This is a genomic window from Cohnella sp. 56 (assembly GCF_037963805.1).
In the GTDB taxonomy this organism is placed as follows: Bacteria; Bacillota; Bacilli; order Paenibacillales; family Paenibacillaceae; genus Cohnella.
This window is the reverse complement of sequence record NZ_JAZDQE010000009.1, coordinates 145826-163411: the sequence shown is the minus strand read 5'-3', so window position 1 is coordinate 163411 and position 17586 is coordinate 145826. Positions and strand designations below refer to the sequence as shown.

Below are 17586 nucleotides of genomic sequence, written 5' to 3'. Positions count from 1 at the left end.
CGCCGCTCCAGCTTCTCCGCCGACCCCAGCCGCCGCTCCAGCTGCGCCTATCCTCAGCCCTGCTGTTCCGGGTACGGATCGATCGTCTCGATCGTGCCGTCCGCACGGTAGCGCAGCTCGGTCATCTTGACGGAGCGCTTGTTGTCGGCGCCGCCGGAGAGGGAGCTGTCGTGGTAGAACAGGTACCACTTGTCCCGGTACTGCACGATGGAGTGATGCGTCGTCCAGCCGATGACCGGTGTCAGGATCGTGCCCTTGAAGACGAACGGGCCGTACGGATCGTCCCCGACCGCGTAGACGATCTGGTGGGTCGTGCCGGTGGAGTAGGACAGGTAGTAGCGCCCGTCGTACTTGTGCATCCACGGCCCCTCGAAGTACCTGCGGTCTTCGTCGCCGGCCAGGATCGGCTCGCCGGCCTCGTCGACGATGCGGATCTCGCGCGGCGCCTCCGCGAACGACAGCATGTCGTCCGACAGCTTGGCGACGCGCGGCCCGATCGCGGGCTCCGTGCCCGCCGGACCTTCGGCATCCGCCTGGAACCCGTCGCCGCTCTGCCACTTCTCGAGCTGGCCGCCCCACAGGCCGCCAAAGTACATGTACGCGCTGCCGTCGTCGTCGACGAAGACGGCGGGGTCGATGCTGTAGCTGCCGGGGATGTAGCTCGGCTCCGGCCGGAATGGGCCTTGCGGCCTCTCCCCGACAGCGACTCCGATCCGGAAGATGCCGTCGTGGTCCCGCGCCGGGAAGAACAGATAATACTTGCCGTCGCGGCAGGCGGCGTCGGGCGCCCATAGCTGCTTGCTCGCCCAGGGGATGTCCCGCAGGTGCAGCGCTTCGCCGTGGTCGACGGCGGTCGTCAGCTCTTCGTCCATGGAGAGGACATGGTAGTCCTCCATATCGTATTGATCGCCATTGTCGTTGGACGTCATCTCATGATCGAGATCGTGGGAAGGATAGATGTACAGCTTGTCTTCGAAGACGTGGGCGGAAGGATCCGCCGTGTAAATATGCGTTACGAGCGGTCGGTTAGCATTCGTTCCTGTCGTCGTCATCCGTGACCCTCCATTTGTAAGCGCTATCGCGGCATTTTCCTATATACTAGCAGACTTCGCAATGTCTCGGAACCTCACAACGTTTAGGTTTTATCCTATTATTTTTAGATGTTTGCATCCTCCCCAGATGAACCGTTGGCTGGCGAATCAGTCTTTGTGATACAGTAGACGGGATTGGATTCGTGTGAAAACGGGTGGCGATACGATTGGCCAAGCTGAGCGAGATGAACACGCTACGAAACCAAATATTCGCTGTCTTTACGCTGACGATGATCGTCATCCTGACCTTTGCGGGCATTTATATTTACGGCCAGGTATCCGTATTGCTGCGGAGCAGCGCCGAAAAGCATATTCAGCAGACAGCGGTGCAGGCGAACGGCCGGCTCGACGCGCTGCTGGATCAGATCGATTCGCTGACGACCCAGCTCGCGACCAACGACTACGTGCAGAAGCTGCTGCTGAAGGAAGCGGACGGCCGCCGCGCCGAATTCAACGAGCGCCAGTCGCTGCTCCAGATCGCGAGCACCTATATGGCTTATTCGTCCGGCATCCGCTCGCTCGAGCTGTATACGACCGATTACCGCCGCTTGTTCCCGCTCGACGAGACCAGGCTGAGCGCGCGCGTCACGCCGGACATGATCGAGCAGACGGACCGCGCGAAGGGACGGCTCGTATGGCTGGGGCTCGATCGGGCGCAGCCCGACACCGTGCTCGCGATGCGCCGCATCCGGCTCATCGACCGCGGCTATGCGGCGGGCGGTTATCTGGCGGTCCATCTGAGCCGCGATTACTTCGAGATGAGCGAGCCGCTCGCGGGAGATGCGGAGGGGGGCGGCGAATACATGCTGCTCGCCGACGGGAGGGGCGATCCGATCACCTCGGACCTCGCGGCCGACGATGCGAGGGAGGTGCTCGCGCAGGAGGGCGCGACGGTGTCGGTCGGAGGCGAGGCGCTGCTGACCGTGCGGCAGCGGTCCCAGGCGACCGGCTGGACGCTCGTGCTGCTCACCCCGGTGCGCGCCTCGACCGAGGGGATCTCGGTGCTGCGGACTGCGATTCTGCTGTCGATCGGCATCAGCGCCGTCGCTTTTCTGCTGCTGACCTTGCTGCTGTCCACGCTCATCACCCGGCCGATCCTCAAGCTGATGCGGACGATGCGCGGCGCGCGGCTCGGCGGGCTCAAGCAGAATCTGTCCCCGTCGCCGCCGATCGCTTCGCTGGAGATTCGGGAGCTCAACAACACCTACAACCAGATGGTCACGCATATGAACGAGCTGATCCAGGTCGTGTACGAGAAGGAGATCACGCAGAGCCGCACCGAGCTCAAGGCGCTGCAGGCGCAGATCAATCCGCATTTTTTGTTCAACACGCTGGAAGCGTTCTATTGGTCGCTCGAGGACAAGGGCGAGGAGGAGCTGGCCGGCATCGTCGTCGCCATGTCGGGCTTGTTCCGCTATGTCATCGGCAGTACGGGGGGCAACGACGAATGGGTCACCGTGCGCGACGAGCTGGAGCATGCGCAGCGGTATTTGCAAATTATGAAGATGCGCCTGATCGATCGGCTGAGCTGGCGCATCGCCGCCGACGACAAGCTCATGCAGGTGCCGATTCCCAAGCTGATCATACAGCCGCTCGTGGAGAACGCGATCCTGCACGGCGTGGAGAGCCGCATCGGTCCGGGCTCGGTCACGATTCAGGTTGTGTCGCAGCAGCCGGGGATCGCGACGATCGCCGTCATCGACGACGGACTCGGGATGGACGAGGAGACGCTGGCTAAGCTCATGCGGAAAATCGAGGGCGAAAACGCGCTGCCTTCCTCCAAGAAGGGGGCGGGGGTGGCCATGTCCAATGTGGAGCGGCGTCTCAAGCTGTACTATCCGGACATCGCGGGACGCGGCAGCAGGCTGCATATCGAGAGCAAGACCGGCGTCGGCACGATCGTTCGCTTTGATATCACTATTCCACCGGGAGGAGTCGAACTGCTGTGAAGACGCTGTTAATCGTGGACGACGAGCCGCGCACACGCCTCGGCATCCAGAAGACGCTCGCCGCCTGGTCGGCGGGCAGGCATCGGATCGAGATCGCCGCGAGCGGGGTCGAAGCGCTCTCGTGGCTGAATGCCAATCAGGCCCATATCATCATCACGGACGTGCGCATGCCCGAGATCGACGGTCTGCAGATGCTGGAGGCGCTCGCGGCGCGCGGACCGCTGCCCGTCGTCATCGTCATCTCCGGCCATGCCGAATTCGAGTATGCGAAGCGGGCGCTGCAGCTCGGCGCATTCGACTATATCCTCAAGCCGCTGGACAAAGGGATCCTGATCGGCACCGTGGAGCGCGCATTCGAGCTCGTGAGCGGCAGGGACCGGCTGGACGCGATGGAGAAGCTCGTCGATCCCAAGCTGCTCGAAGTGAATCGCGACGAGGCGCGGTACGGCACCGCCATCAAGGATGCAATCGGTTATATATACGAGCATCTGCACGAGGCGATCGGCATGAAGCAGGTCGCGGAGCAGCTCCACCTGAACGCGAGCTATTTCAGCGTGCTGTTCAAGGAGCAGACGGGCATGACGTTCAGCGATTACCTGACGCGGATTCGGCTGCAAAAAGCGAAGGAGCTGCTCGTCGCCACCCAATCGCCGGTCTGGGAGATCGCCGAGAAGGTCGGCTACCAGACGGATAAATACTTCATCAAGGTGTTCAAGGACAACGAAGGCTTGAGCCCCAGACAGTATCGGCAGCAAGCGGCGGACACCGATCCGTCGATCCAATAAAAGTGGAGTTTCTCCCAACGGCAGTTCACTGTTGCGCTTACATTTCTAGTTCTATACTGTGTATGCGATTACAAAGTGACTGTGTCGTAAAAAAGGGAGGCTAAAAAAATGAAACGCGCTCTAACCGCAAGCACCGCCATTCTCCTCTTGTCCTCCGTTCTGGCCGCGTGCGGCTCGAACTCCTCCAACAATGCAGGCAGCAGCCAGGCAGCCAGCTCGGACGCAGGCGCTTCGAGCGCCGCCTCGAACAGCGGCAAGTCGAAGGAAAAGGTCACGATCAACCTGTGGAGCTTCACGGACGAAATTCCGAATATGACGAAAAAGTATATGGAGACGCATCCGGACGCGAACGTCGAGTTCAAGACGACCGTCATCGCGACGACGGACGGCGCTTATCAGCCTGCGCTCGACCAGGCGCTCGCCGGCGGCGGCAAGGACGCGCCTGATCTGTACGCAGCCGAATCCGCCTTCGTCCTCAAATATACGCAAGGCGACGCCTCCGACTATGCCGCCAACTATGCCGATCTGGGCCTCGACGACCAGATGGTGAAGGATGCCGGCATCGCTCAATACTCGGTCGACATCGGCAGCAAGGACGGCGCGCTGCGCGGCCTCGCCTACCAAGCGACCGGCGGCGCCTTCATCTACCGCCGCTCGATCGCCAAGGACGTATTCGGCACGGACGATCCCGCGACGATCAAGACCGAAGTCGGCCCCGGCTGGGACAAATTCTATGACGCGGCCGCCAAGCTGAAGGCCAAGGGCTACGGCATCGTGTCCGGCGACGGCGACATCTGGCATCCGATCGAGAACAGCTCCGACAAGGGCTGGATCGTGGACGGCAAGCTCCATATCGATCCGAAGCGCGAGCAATTCCTCGATCTCTCCAAGAAGCTCAAGGACAACGGCTATTCGAACGACACGAAGGACTGGACGGAAGCATGGTACGCGGACATGTCCGGCACCGGCAAGCAACCGATCTTCGGCTTCTTCGGTCCGGCTTGGCTCATCAACTACGTCATGAACGGCCAGGTCAAGGACACGAACGGCGACTGGGCCGTGACGGAATCGCCGACCGGCTTCTTCTGGGGCGGCACCTGGCTGCTCGCGAACAAGGCCGTCCTCAAGGACGACGCCAAGAAGGCGGCCGTGGCCGACTTCGTCAAGTGGGTCACGCTCGATACGTCCGAGACCGGTCTCCAATACTACTGGGCGAACGGCACGATGAAGGCCGGCGAGCAAGGCACCAAGGACAGCGTCGCCTCGAGCGTCGTCATGTCGAAGTCCAACGGTGAAGTCGCGCTGCTCGGCGGACAGAACATGTTCGACGTGTTCGTACCGGCCAACGCCAATGCGACCGGCAAAAACCTGACGCAGTACGACGAGTCGATCAACCTCATCTGGCGCGATCAGGTGCGCGAGTACGCCAACGGCACGAAGAGCCGCGACAAGACGATCGCCGACTTCAAGCAAAAGGTCAAGGACCAGCTCGGTATCGAAAGCGAATAATACGGCACGCTGCGCCGAAGGGGCGGGTTCATAGCCCGCCCCTTTATATAAATGGATGGAGTGGTAGCCATGCGCCGCAAGGGAGTCAACTATTCGAGATTCGGCTACATTTTCAGTTTGCCTTTTATTCTCGCGTTTTTGGTTTTTTCGTTTTATCCGGTATTGTACACGGCGGTCATCGGATTCACCGATATGAAAGGCGTCATCCCGAAGCCGGTCCATTTCCTGGACAATCCCTTCGGCAACTTCGCGGATCTGATCATGCACAACACATCGTTCCGCATCTCGCTTACCAACACCGCGCTCATCTGGATACTGAACTTTATTCCCCAGATCGGGCTCGCGCTCCTGCTCACCGCCTGGTTCACCAACCAGCGTCTGAAGGTGAAGGGTCAAGGCGCGTTCAAGGTGTTGCTCTACATGCCGAATATTATCACGGCGAGTACGATCGCCGTGCTTTTTAACTCTTTGTTCTCCTACCCGATGGGTCCGGTGAACAGTCTGTTCGAGAGCCTGGGCTGGATTCACGCGCCGGTCAACTTCCTCCAGGACAAGACGACCGCACGGGGCATCGTCGCCTTCATCCAATTCTGGATGTGGTACGGCAATACGATGATTATCCTGATCGCAGGCGTCATGGGCATTAATCCCGCGTTGTTCGAGGCGGCTTCGATCGATGGGGCCAACGGCTTCCAGACCTTCATGCGCATCACGCTGCCCAGCCTCAAGACGATCATGCTCTATACGCTCATCACGTCGATGATCGGCGGCCTGCAGCTGTTCGACATCCCGCAGCTGTTCCTGTTCGGCGGCCCGGACGATGCGACGCTCACGACGTCCGTGTTCATCTACGGCCAAGCGTTCAAGGGCAGCTATATGTTCAACAAAGCGGCGGCGGCCAGCATGATTATGTTCGCGATCGCGGCGGTTCTGGCGGGCCTGTTGTTCTACCTTATGCGCGACCGCGATGCCGCCAGGCTCAAGAAGGCGCAAAAGAGAATGAAGAAGGCTGCGCAAGCGGCGGCAAGGGGGATGTAATTCATGGCCAACATTCGAGTCGAATCCAAAGCCTCCCTTAACGTCAACCGGACGATCGTGTACATCGTCTGCATCGCCCTTGCGCTGCTCAGCATTTTGCCGTTCTGGATCATGTTCGTGAACGCCACGCGCTCGACGGCGGAGATCCAGAGCGGTCTGTCCCTGCTGCCGTCCACGCATATGAAGACGAATCTGGACGTGCTGCTGAGCAAGAGCTTCGATCCGATCAAGGGCTTTTTCAACTCGCTGATCATCTCGGGCTTTTCGACGATCTGCGCGGTCTACTTCTCGTCGCTGACCGCCTACGCGCTCGTCGTATACAACTGGAAGCTGCGGCAGGCGTTCTTCACGTTCATCCTGCTCGTCATGATGATTCCGGCACAGGCGAGCGCCATCGGCTTCTACAAGTTCATGTACCAGCTGCACTGGACGAACAGCCTGCTGCCGCTGATCCTGCCCGCGATCGCGGCGCCTGCGATCGTGTTCTTCATGCGCCAGTACCTGCTCGCGACGCTGTCGATCGAGATGGTGGAGGCGGCGCGCATCGACGGCGCCGGGGAGCTTTATACGTTTAACCGGATCGTCCTGCCGATCATGGTGCCGGCGATCGCGACGCAGGCCATCTTCGCCTTCGTGGCGAGCTGGAACAACCTGTTCATGCCGCTCATCCTGCTCACGCAGAAGGATAAATACACGCTGCCGATCATGGTCAGCCTGCTCAAAGGGGATATTTACAAGACGGAGTTCGGCTCGATCTACATGGGGCTCGCCCTTACTGCGCTCCCGCTGTTTGTGATATACTTCCTGCTGTCCAGGTATATAATAGCAGGCGTGGCGCTGGGCGGCGTCAAAGAGTAGACATCCTCGTGCCGCCCGGCGCGCCCCAGGCGGAATCGGCATGACATGCGGTGGAGGATACGAGCGTGCGCATAAAAATTCGGGCGGCAACGGCGCTGGCGCTGGCTGCAGGCCTGGCCCTCGCGATAGCGGGCTGCGACGGAGCTTCGAACGAGCGTCCGGCAGTCGAGCCGGATTCGGGCGATCAGGTGACGATCAGGATGATGCATCTGTGGCCCGAATCGGGTGCGCTCGGCCAGCACCGGATCGTGAACAAGATCGTCGAGGAGTACATGGCGGCGCATCCGAACGTCAAGATCAAGCAGGAAGTGCTCGACAACGAGCAATACAAAGCGAAGATCCGCGTGCTCGCCGCCGTCAACGATCTGCCGGACGTCGGCCTGACATGGGCGGCCGGATATCTGCAGCCGTTCGTCGAGGGCGAGCTGTTCACGCCGCTCGACGATCTGCTGCAGGGCGAGCTGCGGGATTCGTTCGTGGCCGGCACGACGGAGGCCTACGCCATCGACGGCAAGACCTACGCGCTGCCGCTCGAATTCAATATCGCGCCGGTCTACTATAATAAGAAGCTGTTCGAGAAGTTCCATCTTCAGGCGCCGACGACCTACACGGAGTTCCGGCACGTCGTCGAGACGCTGGCCGCGGGTGGCATCTCGCCGATCGCACTCGGCAATCAGGACCGCTGGACCGGCTCGATGTGGTACATGTATCTGGCCGACCGCATCGCAGGCTCCCGCACGCTGGCGGATGCCATCGACGGCCGGATCTCGTTCGCCGATCCGGGGCTTGTCCAGGCGGCCCGGTACGTACAGGACCTCGTGAACGCGGGCGCATTCAATCCCGGCTTCAACGGCCTGTCCAACGACGAGGCCAAGGCCGAGTTCCTGAGCGGGCATGCCGCGATGTATATGGTAGGCACATGGGAGCTGCCCAACTTCACGACGAACCAGGACATCCCGCAGGACTTCCGCGACAGCGTCGGCTTCTTCAAGTTCCCGACCATCGACGGGGGCAAGGGCAACATCGACAGCTGGGTAGGCGGGCCGGGCGTCGGTCTGTTCGTCGCCGAGAACTCCGAGGTCAAGGCGGAGGCCAAGTCGTTCGTCGAGTACTTCGTGAAGCGGTGGGGCGAGCAGTCCGTCACGGACGCGGGCGTCATCCCGGCGACCAAGGTCGACACGGCGGCCGTGAAGCTGCCGCAGCTGTATATCGACCTGCTGAGCGAGATGAACCGGGCGACGAGCGTCACGCTGTTCGCCGACGTGCTGCTGAAGCCGGGCGCCGCCGAGCAGCATCTGAACCAGATCCAGGCGCTGTTCGGCAAGGCGGTCACGCCGGAGCAGTTCGCGTCCGCGCACGACAAGGCGGTCAAGGCAGGACAGTGACAGGCGGGAGCGGGCGATTTGCGGGCGGTTGGCGGACCGTCGCGCTCCGGCCTGCGGCGGTGCTGTATGAGGTATGAGGTATGAGGAACAGAGCGGCTAGCGGGCTCTGTTCCTTTTTTGCGTTGTCCGGCCTGCGGCCCGGTGCCGCTGCCGAGGGCGCCGAGGGTATAATCAGGCTCCTCTCCCGGAATAATGAAGGAAAATCTGCTGTTAACGATGCGAGGGGGAGCAGAGCATGGGCGGTTATCGGAAGCGATCGATCTGGCACGCGCTGCAGCCCGCTCCCGGGCCGGGACTGCTGGCGGGCTTGCGCGGCTCGTTTCAGGATATGGCGGACTTCGAGTCGGTCCGGATCGGGGCGGCGGCTTCGGACGAGCTCTATCTGTGCTATCTGTCCACGCTGGTGGGCTCCGAGCATCTTTTGTTTTCTATGGAGCCCGCGTCCGGGAGCGAGGACGCTGCGCTGATCGAGCGATATGTGGGAACGAAGTACACGGAAGGAGATCTGCCTGCCTGCGTCGAGGCGCTGTGCAGGGGAGGAACCGTGCTGTGCACGGCCGCATCGGCGGCGGGCATTGTGCTGGAGACGGGGGATTGGCAGCAGCGGGGCGTCCAGCAGCCGCAGACGGAAAATGTCATTCAGGGGCCGATGTATGCGTTCAACGAGTGCTATCGCACCAATGTCGCCTTGCTTCGCCAGCGTATGCGTACGCCGAAGCTCAAGCTGTGGGAGACGTCGGTCGGACAGGTGACGCCCGTCCGCGCGGGTGTTTTCTATATGCAGGGCATCACGGACGAAGGTCTCGTGCGCCGCGTTCAGGACCAATTCTCCAAGATTGAGATCGACGGCCTCCAGGATACAGGCGAGCTGCTGCGGCTGCTCGGCGGCAGGTCCATCCTGCTGTACCCGCTCGCCGTGACGACGGAACGTCCGGATCGGCTCGCCAGCTCGCTCCTGGGCGGCAAACTCGTCATCATCATGGACGGTACGCCGCTTGCCATTGTGGCGCCGGGCGCCTTTGCGGATTTTTGGGAGGCGGCGGAGGACCGTTATTTAACGCCCGTGATCGCCATTTTTTTAAGAATGCTGCGTTTTATGGCTTTAATCATCAATCTGTTCCTGCCGGGCTTCTACGTCGCTATCTCCTCCGTCAATATCGACGTCAACCGGCTGGAGATCAGCCTGGCCGCCGCGGGGAGCAGGGAGGGCGTGCCGTATCCGGTGCTGGTGGAGGCGCTGCTGATTCTGTTCCTGCTGGATTGCATCGTCGAAGCCGGCGTCCGGCTGCCGCGCACGATCAGCGCGACGGTCACGATGGTCGGCGGCGTCGTGCTCGGCCAGGCGATCATCCAGGCCAATATCGTCAGCAATCTGCTCGTGATCGTCGCCGCGACGACGGCGCTGACGAACTTCATCGTCGTGGACTATCAGATGGGGCTCGTCCAGCGCGTCCTGAAGTACTTCGTGCTGATCGGGGCCGGCGTACTCGGTATTCTGGGCCTCGTCGTTTGCTTTGCCGTGCTCGTCGTCTTCCTGTCGCGCCTGGAATCGTTCGGCGTGGCCTATCTTACGCCGGCGGGTCCCCGGGCGAGGACTTACGCCGGCGACATCCTCCCGCGTTTCAAGCGACGAAGCCGGGCGCCCAAGGGGCGGGCAGGATGAACGATGCGGCGCTTCGTCTCTCCTCGACCCAGTTTTTCATCCTGATATTGGCGGTTTTCGGCGCGACATCCTATTTCCTGTACCCGTACCTGGTGCTTCATTCTACAGAGGGCAGCTATTGGATGCCGATTCTGACGGGCGTGCTGGTCGGAGTCTTGGGTGCCAAGACGTTCTCCGGACTGATGGCGTTGCATCCGGGACTGGACGCGTTCGCCGTCCTGAGACGCACGCTCGGCCTGCCCGGGCTGCTGCTGTTCGCGCTGCCGTTCGCCTGGCATGTCTGGCGGGCGATGGTGATGATTGCCCGCGCGCACGCCGAGATTATCTCGATGACGATTCTGCATGCGACCCCGCTCTGGGCGCTGCACTGCATAGTATTCGTGGCGATGTTTCTGGCCGCTGGCGGCATCGCTTCGATCGTGCGGGCCGCTGCCGTGTTCATCGTCGTCGGCATCCCCGTCACAGTGGGCCTCACCCTGCTTGGATTCAGCGATCTCGACTTCACGCTGCACGAGCCCTGGGATCCGGGCCACCTGTCGTTTCTGGACAGCAGAGCGTTTTATTCCTCCTCCTACGTCTGGGTCGGCTTTTTGTATTTATCGTCATGCGGACAGCATGCGCGCCGTCCCGACAGGCTCTGGCTGCCGTACACCGCAGCCGCAGCCTGCTTCCTTCCCGTCATGTTCGGCACGGTATATTTGCCCGTATTGACGTTCGGTCCGGCGTTTTCCAAGGTGCTGGCCTTTCCTTTCCTGACCAAGATGGATTCGATCAGCCACTACTGGCTGATCGTCGAGAATCTGACCGCCGTATTCATCTCGGCCGCCATTCTGTTCGTCATCCTGACCCTCAGCCTCATGATGCACAGTCTTGTCGCCGCGCTCCGGGCTATTCTGCCGTTCCTGCCGGCGCGTCCCGCGTACGCGATCGTCGGCATCGGCACGTATGTGTCCGCTCTGCTGATTCCATCGTGGGACTGGATCGAGAAAGGGGTATGGCTCGAAACGCCCGTCCGTCTGTATTTGCTGGCGCTGCCGCCGCTTGTGCTGCTGCTGGCGCGTCTTGCGAAGGGGAGGGGGGCCCGCGCATGAGGTTATCCTCAAAATGGGGCCGCTGGCTGGCCGTGCTGTGCCTGCTTGTCCCGACCGCGCTCCTGCAGGGCTGCTGGGACATCAGGGATATCGACAACCGGATGCTCGTCGGTGCGATGGGAATCGCACGCGACGACGAACGGGGCGTGACGATATGGGTGAGATTTCCGATTCCCCATGCGCAGCAGGGGACCACGAGCAATGACAAAGGTTTTCTGGCCGCCAGCCAGCGAGGCAAGACGGTCGTCGACGCGCTGGACCGACTGCGGGCGCGGATGCCCAAATACCTGGACCTCTCCCAGACGAGAGCTGTTTTTGTCGACAAGAAGCTGGCCGAGGAGAAGGGGATTTATTCCTTCCTGGACTTTGCCGTGAGAGACCGGATATTGCCGATCAGCGCCGTGTTCGCGCTGATCGAAGGCGATATGGACCCCATCTTCACGAGGCCGAACCCGTCGGGAGAATTATCGGGCGTGTACACGAGACTATTTTTCGAGAAGTACGCCGGGGGCACGCCGCAGAAAAACAAAGTCACGCTCTGGCAGGTTTTCAACAAGCATTACAATCCGCTCCAGCAAAATTTTGTTCCGCTGATTGCCGCGGACGATACCTTTCAATTTTATTTGAAGGGCAACATGTATTTCAGCGGAGACCGGGCGGCAGGCACACTCACGCCGGACGAGTCGCTGATCTACGAACTCGTCACAGGGAAGCTGTCCCCGTTCGAGATCGAGACGGCGGGCGGCGCCAACGTGAAGGTCGAGACGTCCAGCGCGCGGATCCGGACCGCATGGGCCGAGGGCAGGCCCGACATCGATATCGTCATACGTGTCGTGATGAAGCTGATGGACGCCTCGCATACGAAGCCGATGAACAAACAGAACATCGAGCAGACCATCGACAGGCTGCTGGAGGACCGGGCCGCCAAAGTGTTCAGCGTCACGCAGGCCCGGGAGTCCGATATTTTCGGATTCGGCAACCGCTTCAGAGCGTCGCTGCCGACCGCGAGGCACAAGGAATGGCCTGCGCTATACAGGCAGGCCAAGATCTCGGTGAAGCTGGAGTCCCATATGGTTAACGAGGGGTTGAAGCTGCTCCGCCAATAAGACAATTCGCTTACCCGGCTAGCCGGCTGAGTTTACGAAGCGCCCTCACTTGATCCCGAACCGCACGAACGAATCCACGATCTGGCGGCGCAGCAGCAGGTAGATGAGCAGGATCGGCAGGCAGGAGACGGTGGTGGCCGCCATCAGCGAGCCCCACATGTTGGAGTCGGAGTTGACGAACAGCTTGAGTCCGATCTGCAGCGGCGCGTTCTCCATCTTCTTGGTGATGAGCATCGGCCACAAGTATTCGTTCCACCCGTTGATGAACAGGATGATGCCGAGCGAGGCGACCGAGGACTTGATGTTCGGCAGGATGAGCCGCGTCAGGATGCCGAAGTCGCTCTGTCCGTCGATGCAAGCCGCCTCGATGAGCACCTTGGGGAACGCCTGGAAGCTCTGGTAGAGAGACAGGATGGCGAAGGTGGACACGGCGAACGGCAGCACGATGCCCATGAGCGTCTCGTTCAGACCCATGTCATTGACGAGCACGTAGTTGGGGATCATGATCGATTGGAAAGGAATGAGCCATGTCAGGCTCAGCAGCGTGAAGATGAGCGACTGTCCGCGAAAGCGCCAGCGGACGAGCGCGTACGCCGCGAGCAGGCCGGTGAACAGCTGGAGCGCGGTCATCAGCACCGATACGCCGAATGAGTTGAACATCATGCGGAAGATCGGCAGCTGCTCGAACGCGTAGGCATAGTTGCTCAAGATCGGGCTCGGCGGCAGGAAGTCGGACTTGAAGATGTCCGACTCGTTCTTGAACGAGGAGCTCAGCATCCAGTACAGCGGGAACAGCGCGATCACGCACATGAGCGACAGCAGCCCGTGCTGCAGGATCGCCACCGCCGGTTTGGTTCGATTCATGGGCGGTTCCTCCCGTCTTAGTTGTCGTAAAAGGAAAAGCGGCGCGACAGCGAGTTGAGCGCGAGCGAGATGACGCCGAAGACGACGAAGAACAGCAGCGCCGCCGCAGAGCTGAAGCCCGCGTTGAGATTGGAGAAGGCGAACTTGTACATCTCGTAGTAGACGTTGGTCGATGTGCCGTACGGCCCGCCCGTCGTCAGAATGTCGATGTACGCGAACGTCCACTGACTGGAGAACAGAATGCTCATCGTCAGCATGAAAATAATCATCGGCGACATGAGCGGGATGGTGATATGCCAGAACTGCCGCATGCTGCCCGCGCCGTCCTGCGAGGCGGCCTCGTAATACTCGCGGTTGATCCCGGTCAGGGCGGCGGAGAACATGATCGTGCTGAAGCCGATCATCTTCCAGCCCGTGATGAGCAGGATGATCCACTTGGCGAAGGACGGGTCCGAGAAGTAGGCGATCGGCGTGTCGATCAGATGGAGCTTCAGCAGCGCGACGTTGACGAGCCCGCCGGACGGGTGGAACAGCCACCGCCAGATCGCGCTCACCGATACCGGCGCCAGAATCATCGGGATGAAGAACAGCGCGCGGTACACGTTTTTCATGCGGCCTTCCATATGGTGGGTGACTGTCGCCAGCGCAAGCGGGATAATGATGGAGAACGGCAGCAGCAGAGCGGTATAGAACACGGTGTTGCCGATCGACCCGACGAAGCTCTTGTTCGCGAGCAGCCGCGTGAAGTTGTCGAGCCCGACGTACAGCGGCTCGGTGCCGGGCACCATGCTCCACTTGTGGAAGGCCAGATAGAAGGTGTACAGCAGCGGCCTGTACATCCAGACGCCGAGCAGGACGAGCGCAGGCAGCAGGTACAGCCAGGGCTTCAGCATGCGAAGCGCCCTGGACCTCGTGCGCTGCCGGTCCAAGGCTACGGGCGGCTTCCCCGCGAGGGGGGGCGCGTAGGCGTTATCGATGGCTTGGCTCATGACGGCTCCTTTTCATTACGTTACTGGATCATGCTGTTGATATCGTCCTGCGCCTTCTGCAGCGTCGCCTTGACGTCGCCGTCCTTGGTCATGACGGACTTGACGATGGCGTCCGTGAACGCCGTAGCCGCTTCGGTCGCGTACTCGCCCGGCCAGATGGCGACCGGCTGGATATGGGAGAGCTGCTCGAGGTTGATCCGGTAGAGCGGGTTCTGCTCGACGAAGTCCTTCAGGCCGTTGGGATCGTCGGCGAGGGCCGTACGCAGCGGGAGGTAGCCGATCTGCGAGGTGATGATCGTATAGCCGCGGTCGCCGGTCACGAAGCGGATGAACTCCCAGATGGCGGCATTCTTCTCAGGCGTGCTGCCGCGGACGGCGAGCACGCTGCCCGAGTTGACCGGGACGGCCGGCTTGTCGCCGAACTGCGGCATGCCTGCGCCGTACACCTGCCAGCCGCCGGCTTCCGACGCCTTCTTGATGCCGCTGTACAGGGAGGTCGAGGAGGCGTACATGCCGAGGTTGCCGGCCATGAACTGCTCGACCAGCTCCGTCTCCGTGCCGGGCGCGGAGGCGCCGTTCTGGTACAGATCCTTCCATGTCTCGATCGCTTCGACGCTCTCGGGGCTTGCGAATTCCGCCGACTTGCGGTCCTTCGACAGCACCTCGCCGCCGTTGCTCAGGATGAGGCCTTCGGTGATCCAGCCGTTGGTCGGCGTGAGGCCGAAGCCGTCCTTGCCCGTGGCGGCCTTGATCTTGAGCGAAGCTTCCTTGATCTCGGCCCATGTCTTCGGCGGCTGCGCGGGATCGAGTCCGGCCTGCTCGAACAGCTTGCCGTTGATGAAGACGATCGGCGTGCTGAACGTGAAGGCCAGCCCGTACATCTTGCCGTCGATCTTGCCGAGCTCAAGCGCGTTGGGGGAGATGCCCTGCAGATGCGCGTCCAGCTCCGCCTTCGGGAATACGTCCTCGTAGGCTTGGAAGCCGAGGCTGATGCGGGAGCTGTCGAGCGTGCCGAACGTATGCTGCACGACGTCGACTTCCTTGCCCGCCGAGATATCGGCCTTGTACTGCTGCATCGTCGCATCTGCGACGCCTTCGACGACGACGCCCTTTTCCTTGCCGACCGTGTCGTTGAACTCCTTGATCAACTGCTCCATACCCGGCTTCATCGTCGGGTAGGCCAGGCTGTACGAGTAGAACGTGACCTTGGTCGGATGCGCGGGATCGAGCTTGGCAAGCTCCGTCTGGGCAGGCGCGGCAGCGGCGTCGGCTTCGCCTTCTGCGGTGGAGCCGCATGCGGACAGGCTGGCGGCAGCAGCGATCGCGAGCAGCAGCGCGGTGCCTTTCAAGTACGGTTTCATTGAATGATTTGCCCCCTGTTCAATAATGGTTGACTGCATATCCGGACGGTCTATTCCAGGCAATACGCCTGGATGCGTGCGCGATCCTCGGCGTCGATGCCGAACTCGGCGAGCAGATATTGCTCGAACGTGCCGTGTGCCGCCAGGATGGCGTTCATCGTAGCGTCCAGATACCGCTCCTGCAGCGCCATCGTGCGCCGCATTTTCTCAAGCGATTGTTCGTCGAGGTAGCGCGCGGCCATGTCGAACATCTGCGCATGGAATTTCTCGAGCGTCACGTTCGACAGCAGGTAATCCTCCAGGATCGTCTCGTACGGCACGCCGAGCGTCCGCAGTATGAGGAGCGCGCCGACGCCAGTGCGATCGCGGCCGCCCGCGCAGTGATGGACGAGCGGCAGGCTCGTCTCCGGCGCGCGCAGCAGCGCCATGAGCTGCTTGTAGGACGCATTGTTGATCGGCAGTGTGGCGTACAGCCTGTCCAGCATATTTTCGGAGAACGCTTCGTGCATGCCGCTCGCGAACAGCTGCTCCATCGTCACATGGGGCGCGCTCTCGGCGGCTTCGTTGGCGGGCACGCGGATGTAGACGGCCTCCCCGATGGCGGGGTCCGGCTTCTCGTCGGCTTCTGCACGGTTGCGATAGTCGAACACATGCTTCAGGCCGATGGCGCGCAGCGCCTCGTGGTCGGCCGGCGTGAGCCCGGTCAGCTCGGCGGCGCGGTACAGCAGTCCCTTTTTGACCGTCCGTCCGTCTTCGGCGCGCAGTCCGCCCATGTCGCGGAAGTTGTAGACGCCCTCCAGCGGCAGCAGGCAGGCCGGCATTTGAATCGTCGTCATGATGCGTCTCTCCTCGGTTATCGATTAGCGATGTCGGTCGGGCATGCCGGGGCGCCGTCGTCGTGGCGGATGCGTTCGCCTCGCGCCGGAGCGACGGCACCTGCGGCTAATTCGCGCGGATCAGTGCTGGACGGCGAGTGCGGCGATCGGGAAGCGGAAGTATTCTTCGTTCGAGGTCGGCAGCACGGTCGTCTGGATCGAGATGCCTTCTTCGCTCACGTCGACGACGTTGTAGCCGCAGAAGTTAACCATCTTGTAGTTGTCCGCGTCGGCCATCTCGCCGGTGAACGCCGTGCCGGCGGCTGCGACGTTGACGATGCCGCGGTAGGTGCCGACATTGTTGGAGTGGACATGTCCGGCCATGACGCCGATGACGTCGGTGCCGGCGAGCACTTCGCCGAGCTGCGCACGGTTCGCCAGCAGATGGTCGCCGGGCATGCCGCGCACGCTCATCATCGGATGATGGATCGCGACGATCGTGCCGAGCGGAGCGGGCTGTGCCAGCTCGTCCGAGAGCCAGGCGAGCTGTGCGGCGTCGATCTCGCCGTCGTGGCGGCCGGGCGTCTGGGAGTTGAGGCCAATCAGGCGCAGGCCGTCGATGTCGTGCGAGTAGTAGTAGGCTTCTTCGGATGGCGTCTCGCCCAGATAGCCTTGGCGGAACGCGGAGCGATGGTCGTGGTTGCCGAGCACGACATGCACCGGCGCGCCGACCAGCGCGGAGCATTCGTCCAGCACGGTGCGGATATAGGCGTAGTCGGCGGCGTCGCCTTCATGCGACAGGTCGCCGGTGATGAGCACGAAGGCGGGGGCGATGTTCGCCTCCTGGATGTGGCGGCACGTCTGCTTGACCTTTTCGGCCAGCTTGAACTTGGCGAAGGGGCCGTCGGAGCTTGGCGCGTTCATGTGCGTATCGGTCAGGTGGACGAATCTCATGCTTTTCATCTTGGGTTAGCCTCCTTGGATTTGAGAAGTGATCTTGTATACAAGAATTATCAATCTTGTATGTAAGGACGGTATAAACGAGCTTGCGGTGTTGTGTAAAATGTGCGGACGCGTCAAAA

The 17586-nt window shown here is 61.5% G+C and carries 15 protein-coding genes; 9 read left to right on the top strand and 6 right to left on the bottom strand.

Going from position 1 to position 17586, the window contains the following annotated elements; translation table 11 throughout:
* Positions 1-53: 53 nt before the first annotated feature.
* Positions 54-1052: a glycoside hydrolase family 43 protein gene (locus VQ071_RS16965; RefSeq protein WP_340515288.1), complete on the bottom strand. Its 999-nt coding sequence runs from the start codon at positions 1050-1052 to the stop codon at positions 54-56.
* Positions 1053-1258: 206 nt separating this feature from the next.
* On the opposite strand from VQ071_RS16965, the gene VQ071_RS16960 reads away from it, so the two are divergent.
* From VQ071_RS16960 to VQ071_RS16920, 9 genes are all read left to right on the top strand, one after another.
* On the top strand, positions 1259-3040 hold the full coding sequence (locus VQ071_RS16960; protein WP_340515287.1) for a cache domain-containing sensor histidine kinase: 1782 nt from the start codon (positions 1259-1261) through the stop codon (positions 3038-3040).
* On the top strand, positions 3037-3825 hold the full coding sequence (locus VQ071_RS16955) for a response regulator transcription factor (protein WP_340515286.1): 789 nt from the start codon (positions 3037-3039) through the stop codon (positions 3823-3825). Before VQ071_RS16960 ends, VQ071_RS16955 begins: the two co-directional genes overlap by 4 nt.
* A gap of 108 nt (positions 3826-3933) precedes the next feature.
* Positions 3934-5334: an ABC transporter substrate-binding protein gene (locus VQ071_RS16950; protein WP_340515285.1), complete on the top strand. Its 1401-nt coding sequence runs from the start codon at positions 3934-3936 to the stop codon at positions 5332-5334.
* A 69-nt stretch (positions 5335-5403) separates the two neighbouring features.
* Positions 5404-6372 (top strand): carbohydrate ABC transporter permease, encoded by a 969-nt coding sequence (locus VQ071_RS16945; protein ID WP_340515284.1) that lies wholly within the window; start codon positions 5404-5406, stop codon positions 6370-6372.
* A 3-nt stretch (positions 6373-6375) separates the two neighbouring features.
* Positions 6376-7230 carry a carbohydrate ABC transporter permease gene (locus VQ071_RS16940; protein ID WP_340515283.1) on the top strand — a complete coding sequence of 285 codons (855 nt, stop codon included), beginning with the start codon at positions 6376-6378 and terminating at the stop codon, positions 7228-7230.
* A gap of 65 nt (positions 7231-7295) precedes the next feature.
* Positions 7296-8615, top strand: coding sequence for an extracellular solute-binding protein (locus VQ071_RS16935; RefSeq protein WP_445293300.1), 1320 nt, complete (start codon positions 7296-7298; stop codon positions 8613-8615).
* 235 nt (positions 8616-8850) lie between these two features.
* Positions 8851-10278 carry a spore germination protein gene (locus VQ071_RS16930; RefSeq protein ID WP_340515282.1) on the top strand — a complete coding sequence of 476 codons (1428 nt, stop codon included), beginning with the start codon at positions 8851-8853 and terminating at the stop codon, positions 10276-10278.
* The gene (locus VQ071_RS16925; RefSeq protein ID WP_340515281.1) at positions 10275-11369 is read left to right on the top strand and encodes a GerAB/ArcD/ProY family transporter; all 1095 of its coding nucleotides are present in this window, start codon (positions 10275-10277) and stop codon (positions 11367-11369) included. Before VQ071_RS16930 ends, VQ071_RS16925 begins: the two co-directional genes overlap by 4 nt.
* The gene (locus tag VQ071_RS16920; protein ID WP_340515280.1) at positions 11366-12475 is read left to right on the top strand and encodes a Ger(x)C family spore germination protein; all 1110 of its coding nucleotides are present in this window, start codon (positions 11366-11368) and stop codon (positions 12473-12475) included. Before VQ071_RS16925 ends, VQ071_RS16920 begins: the two co-directional genes overlap by 4 nt.
* Positions 12476-12520: 45 nt before the next feature.
* Here VQ071_RS16920 and VQ071_RS16915 read toward each other — a convergent pair whose 3' ends face one another.
* From VQ071_RS16915 to VQ071_RS16895, 5 genes are all read right to left on the bottom strand, one after another.
* On the bottom strand, positions 12521-13339 hold the full coding sequence (locus tag VQ071_RS16915) for a carbohydrate ABC transporter permease (protein ID WP_340515278.1): 819 nt from the start codon (positions 13337-13339) through the stop codon (positions 12521-12523).
* A 17-nt stretch (positions 13340-13356) separates the two neighbouring features.
* A complete protein-coding gene (locus tag VQ071_RS16910) occupies positions 13357-14328 on the bottom strand; it encodes a carbohydrate ABC transporter permease (protein WP_340515277.1) in 972 nt (323 codons plus the stop codon).
* Between the two features lie 20 nt (positions 14329-14348).
* Complete coding sequence (locus VQ071_RS16905; RefSeq protein WP_340515276.1) at positions 14349-15689, bottom strand: ABC transporter substrate-binding protein; 1341 nt, start codon at positions 15687-15689, stop codon at positions 14349-14351.
* Positions 15690-15739: 50 nt separating this feature from the next.
* Complete coding sequence (locus VQ071_RS16900; protein ID WP_340515275.1) at positions 15740-16525, bottom strand: tyrosine-protein phosphatase; 786 nt, start codon at positions 16523-16525, stop codon at positions 15740-15742.
* Positions 16526-16645: 120 nt separating this feature from the next.
* Entirely contained in the window at positions 16646-17467 is an 822-nt protein-coding gene (locus VQ071_RS16895; protein ID WP_340515274.1) for a metallophosphoesterase family protein, read from the bottom strand.
* Positions 17468-17586 lie beyond the last annotated feature (119 nt).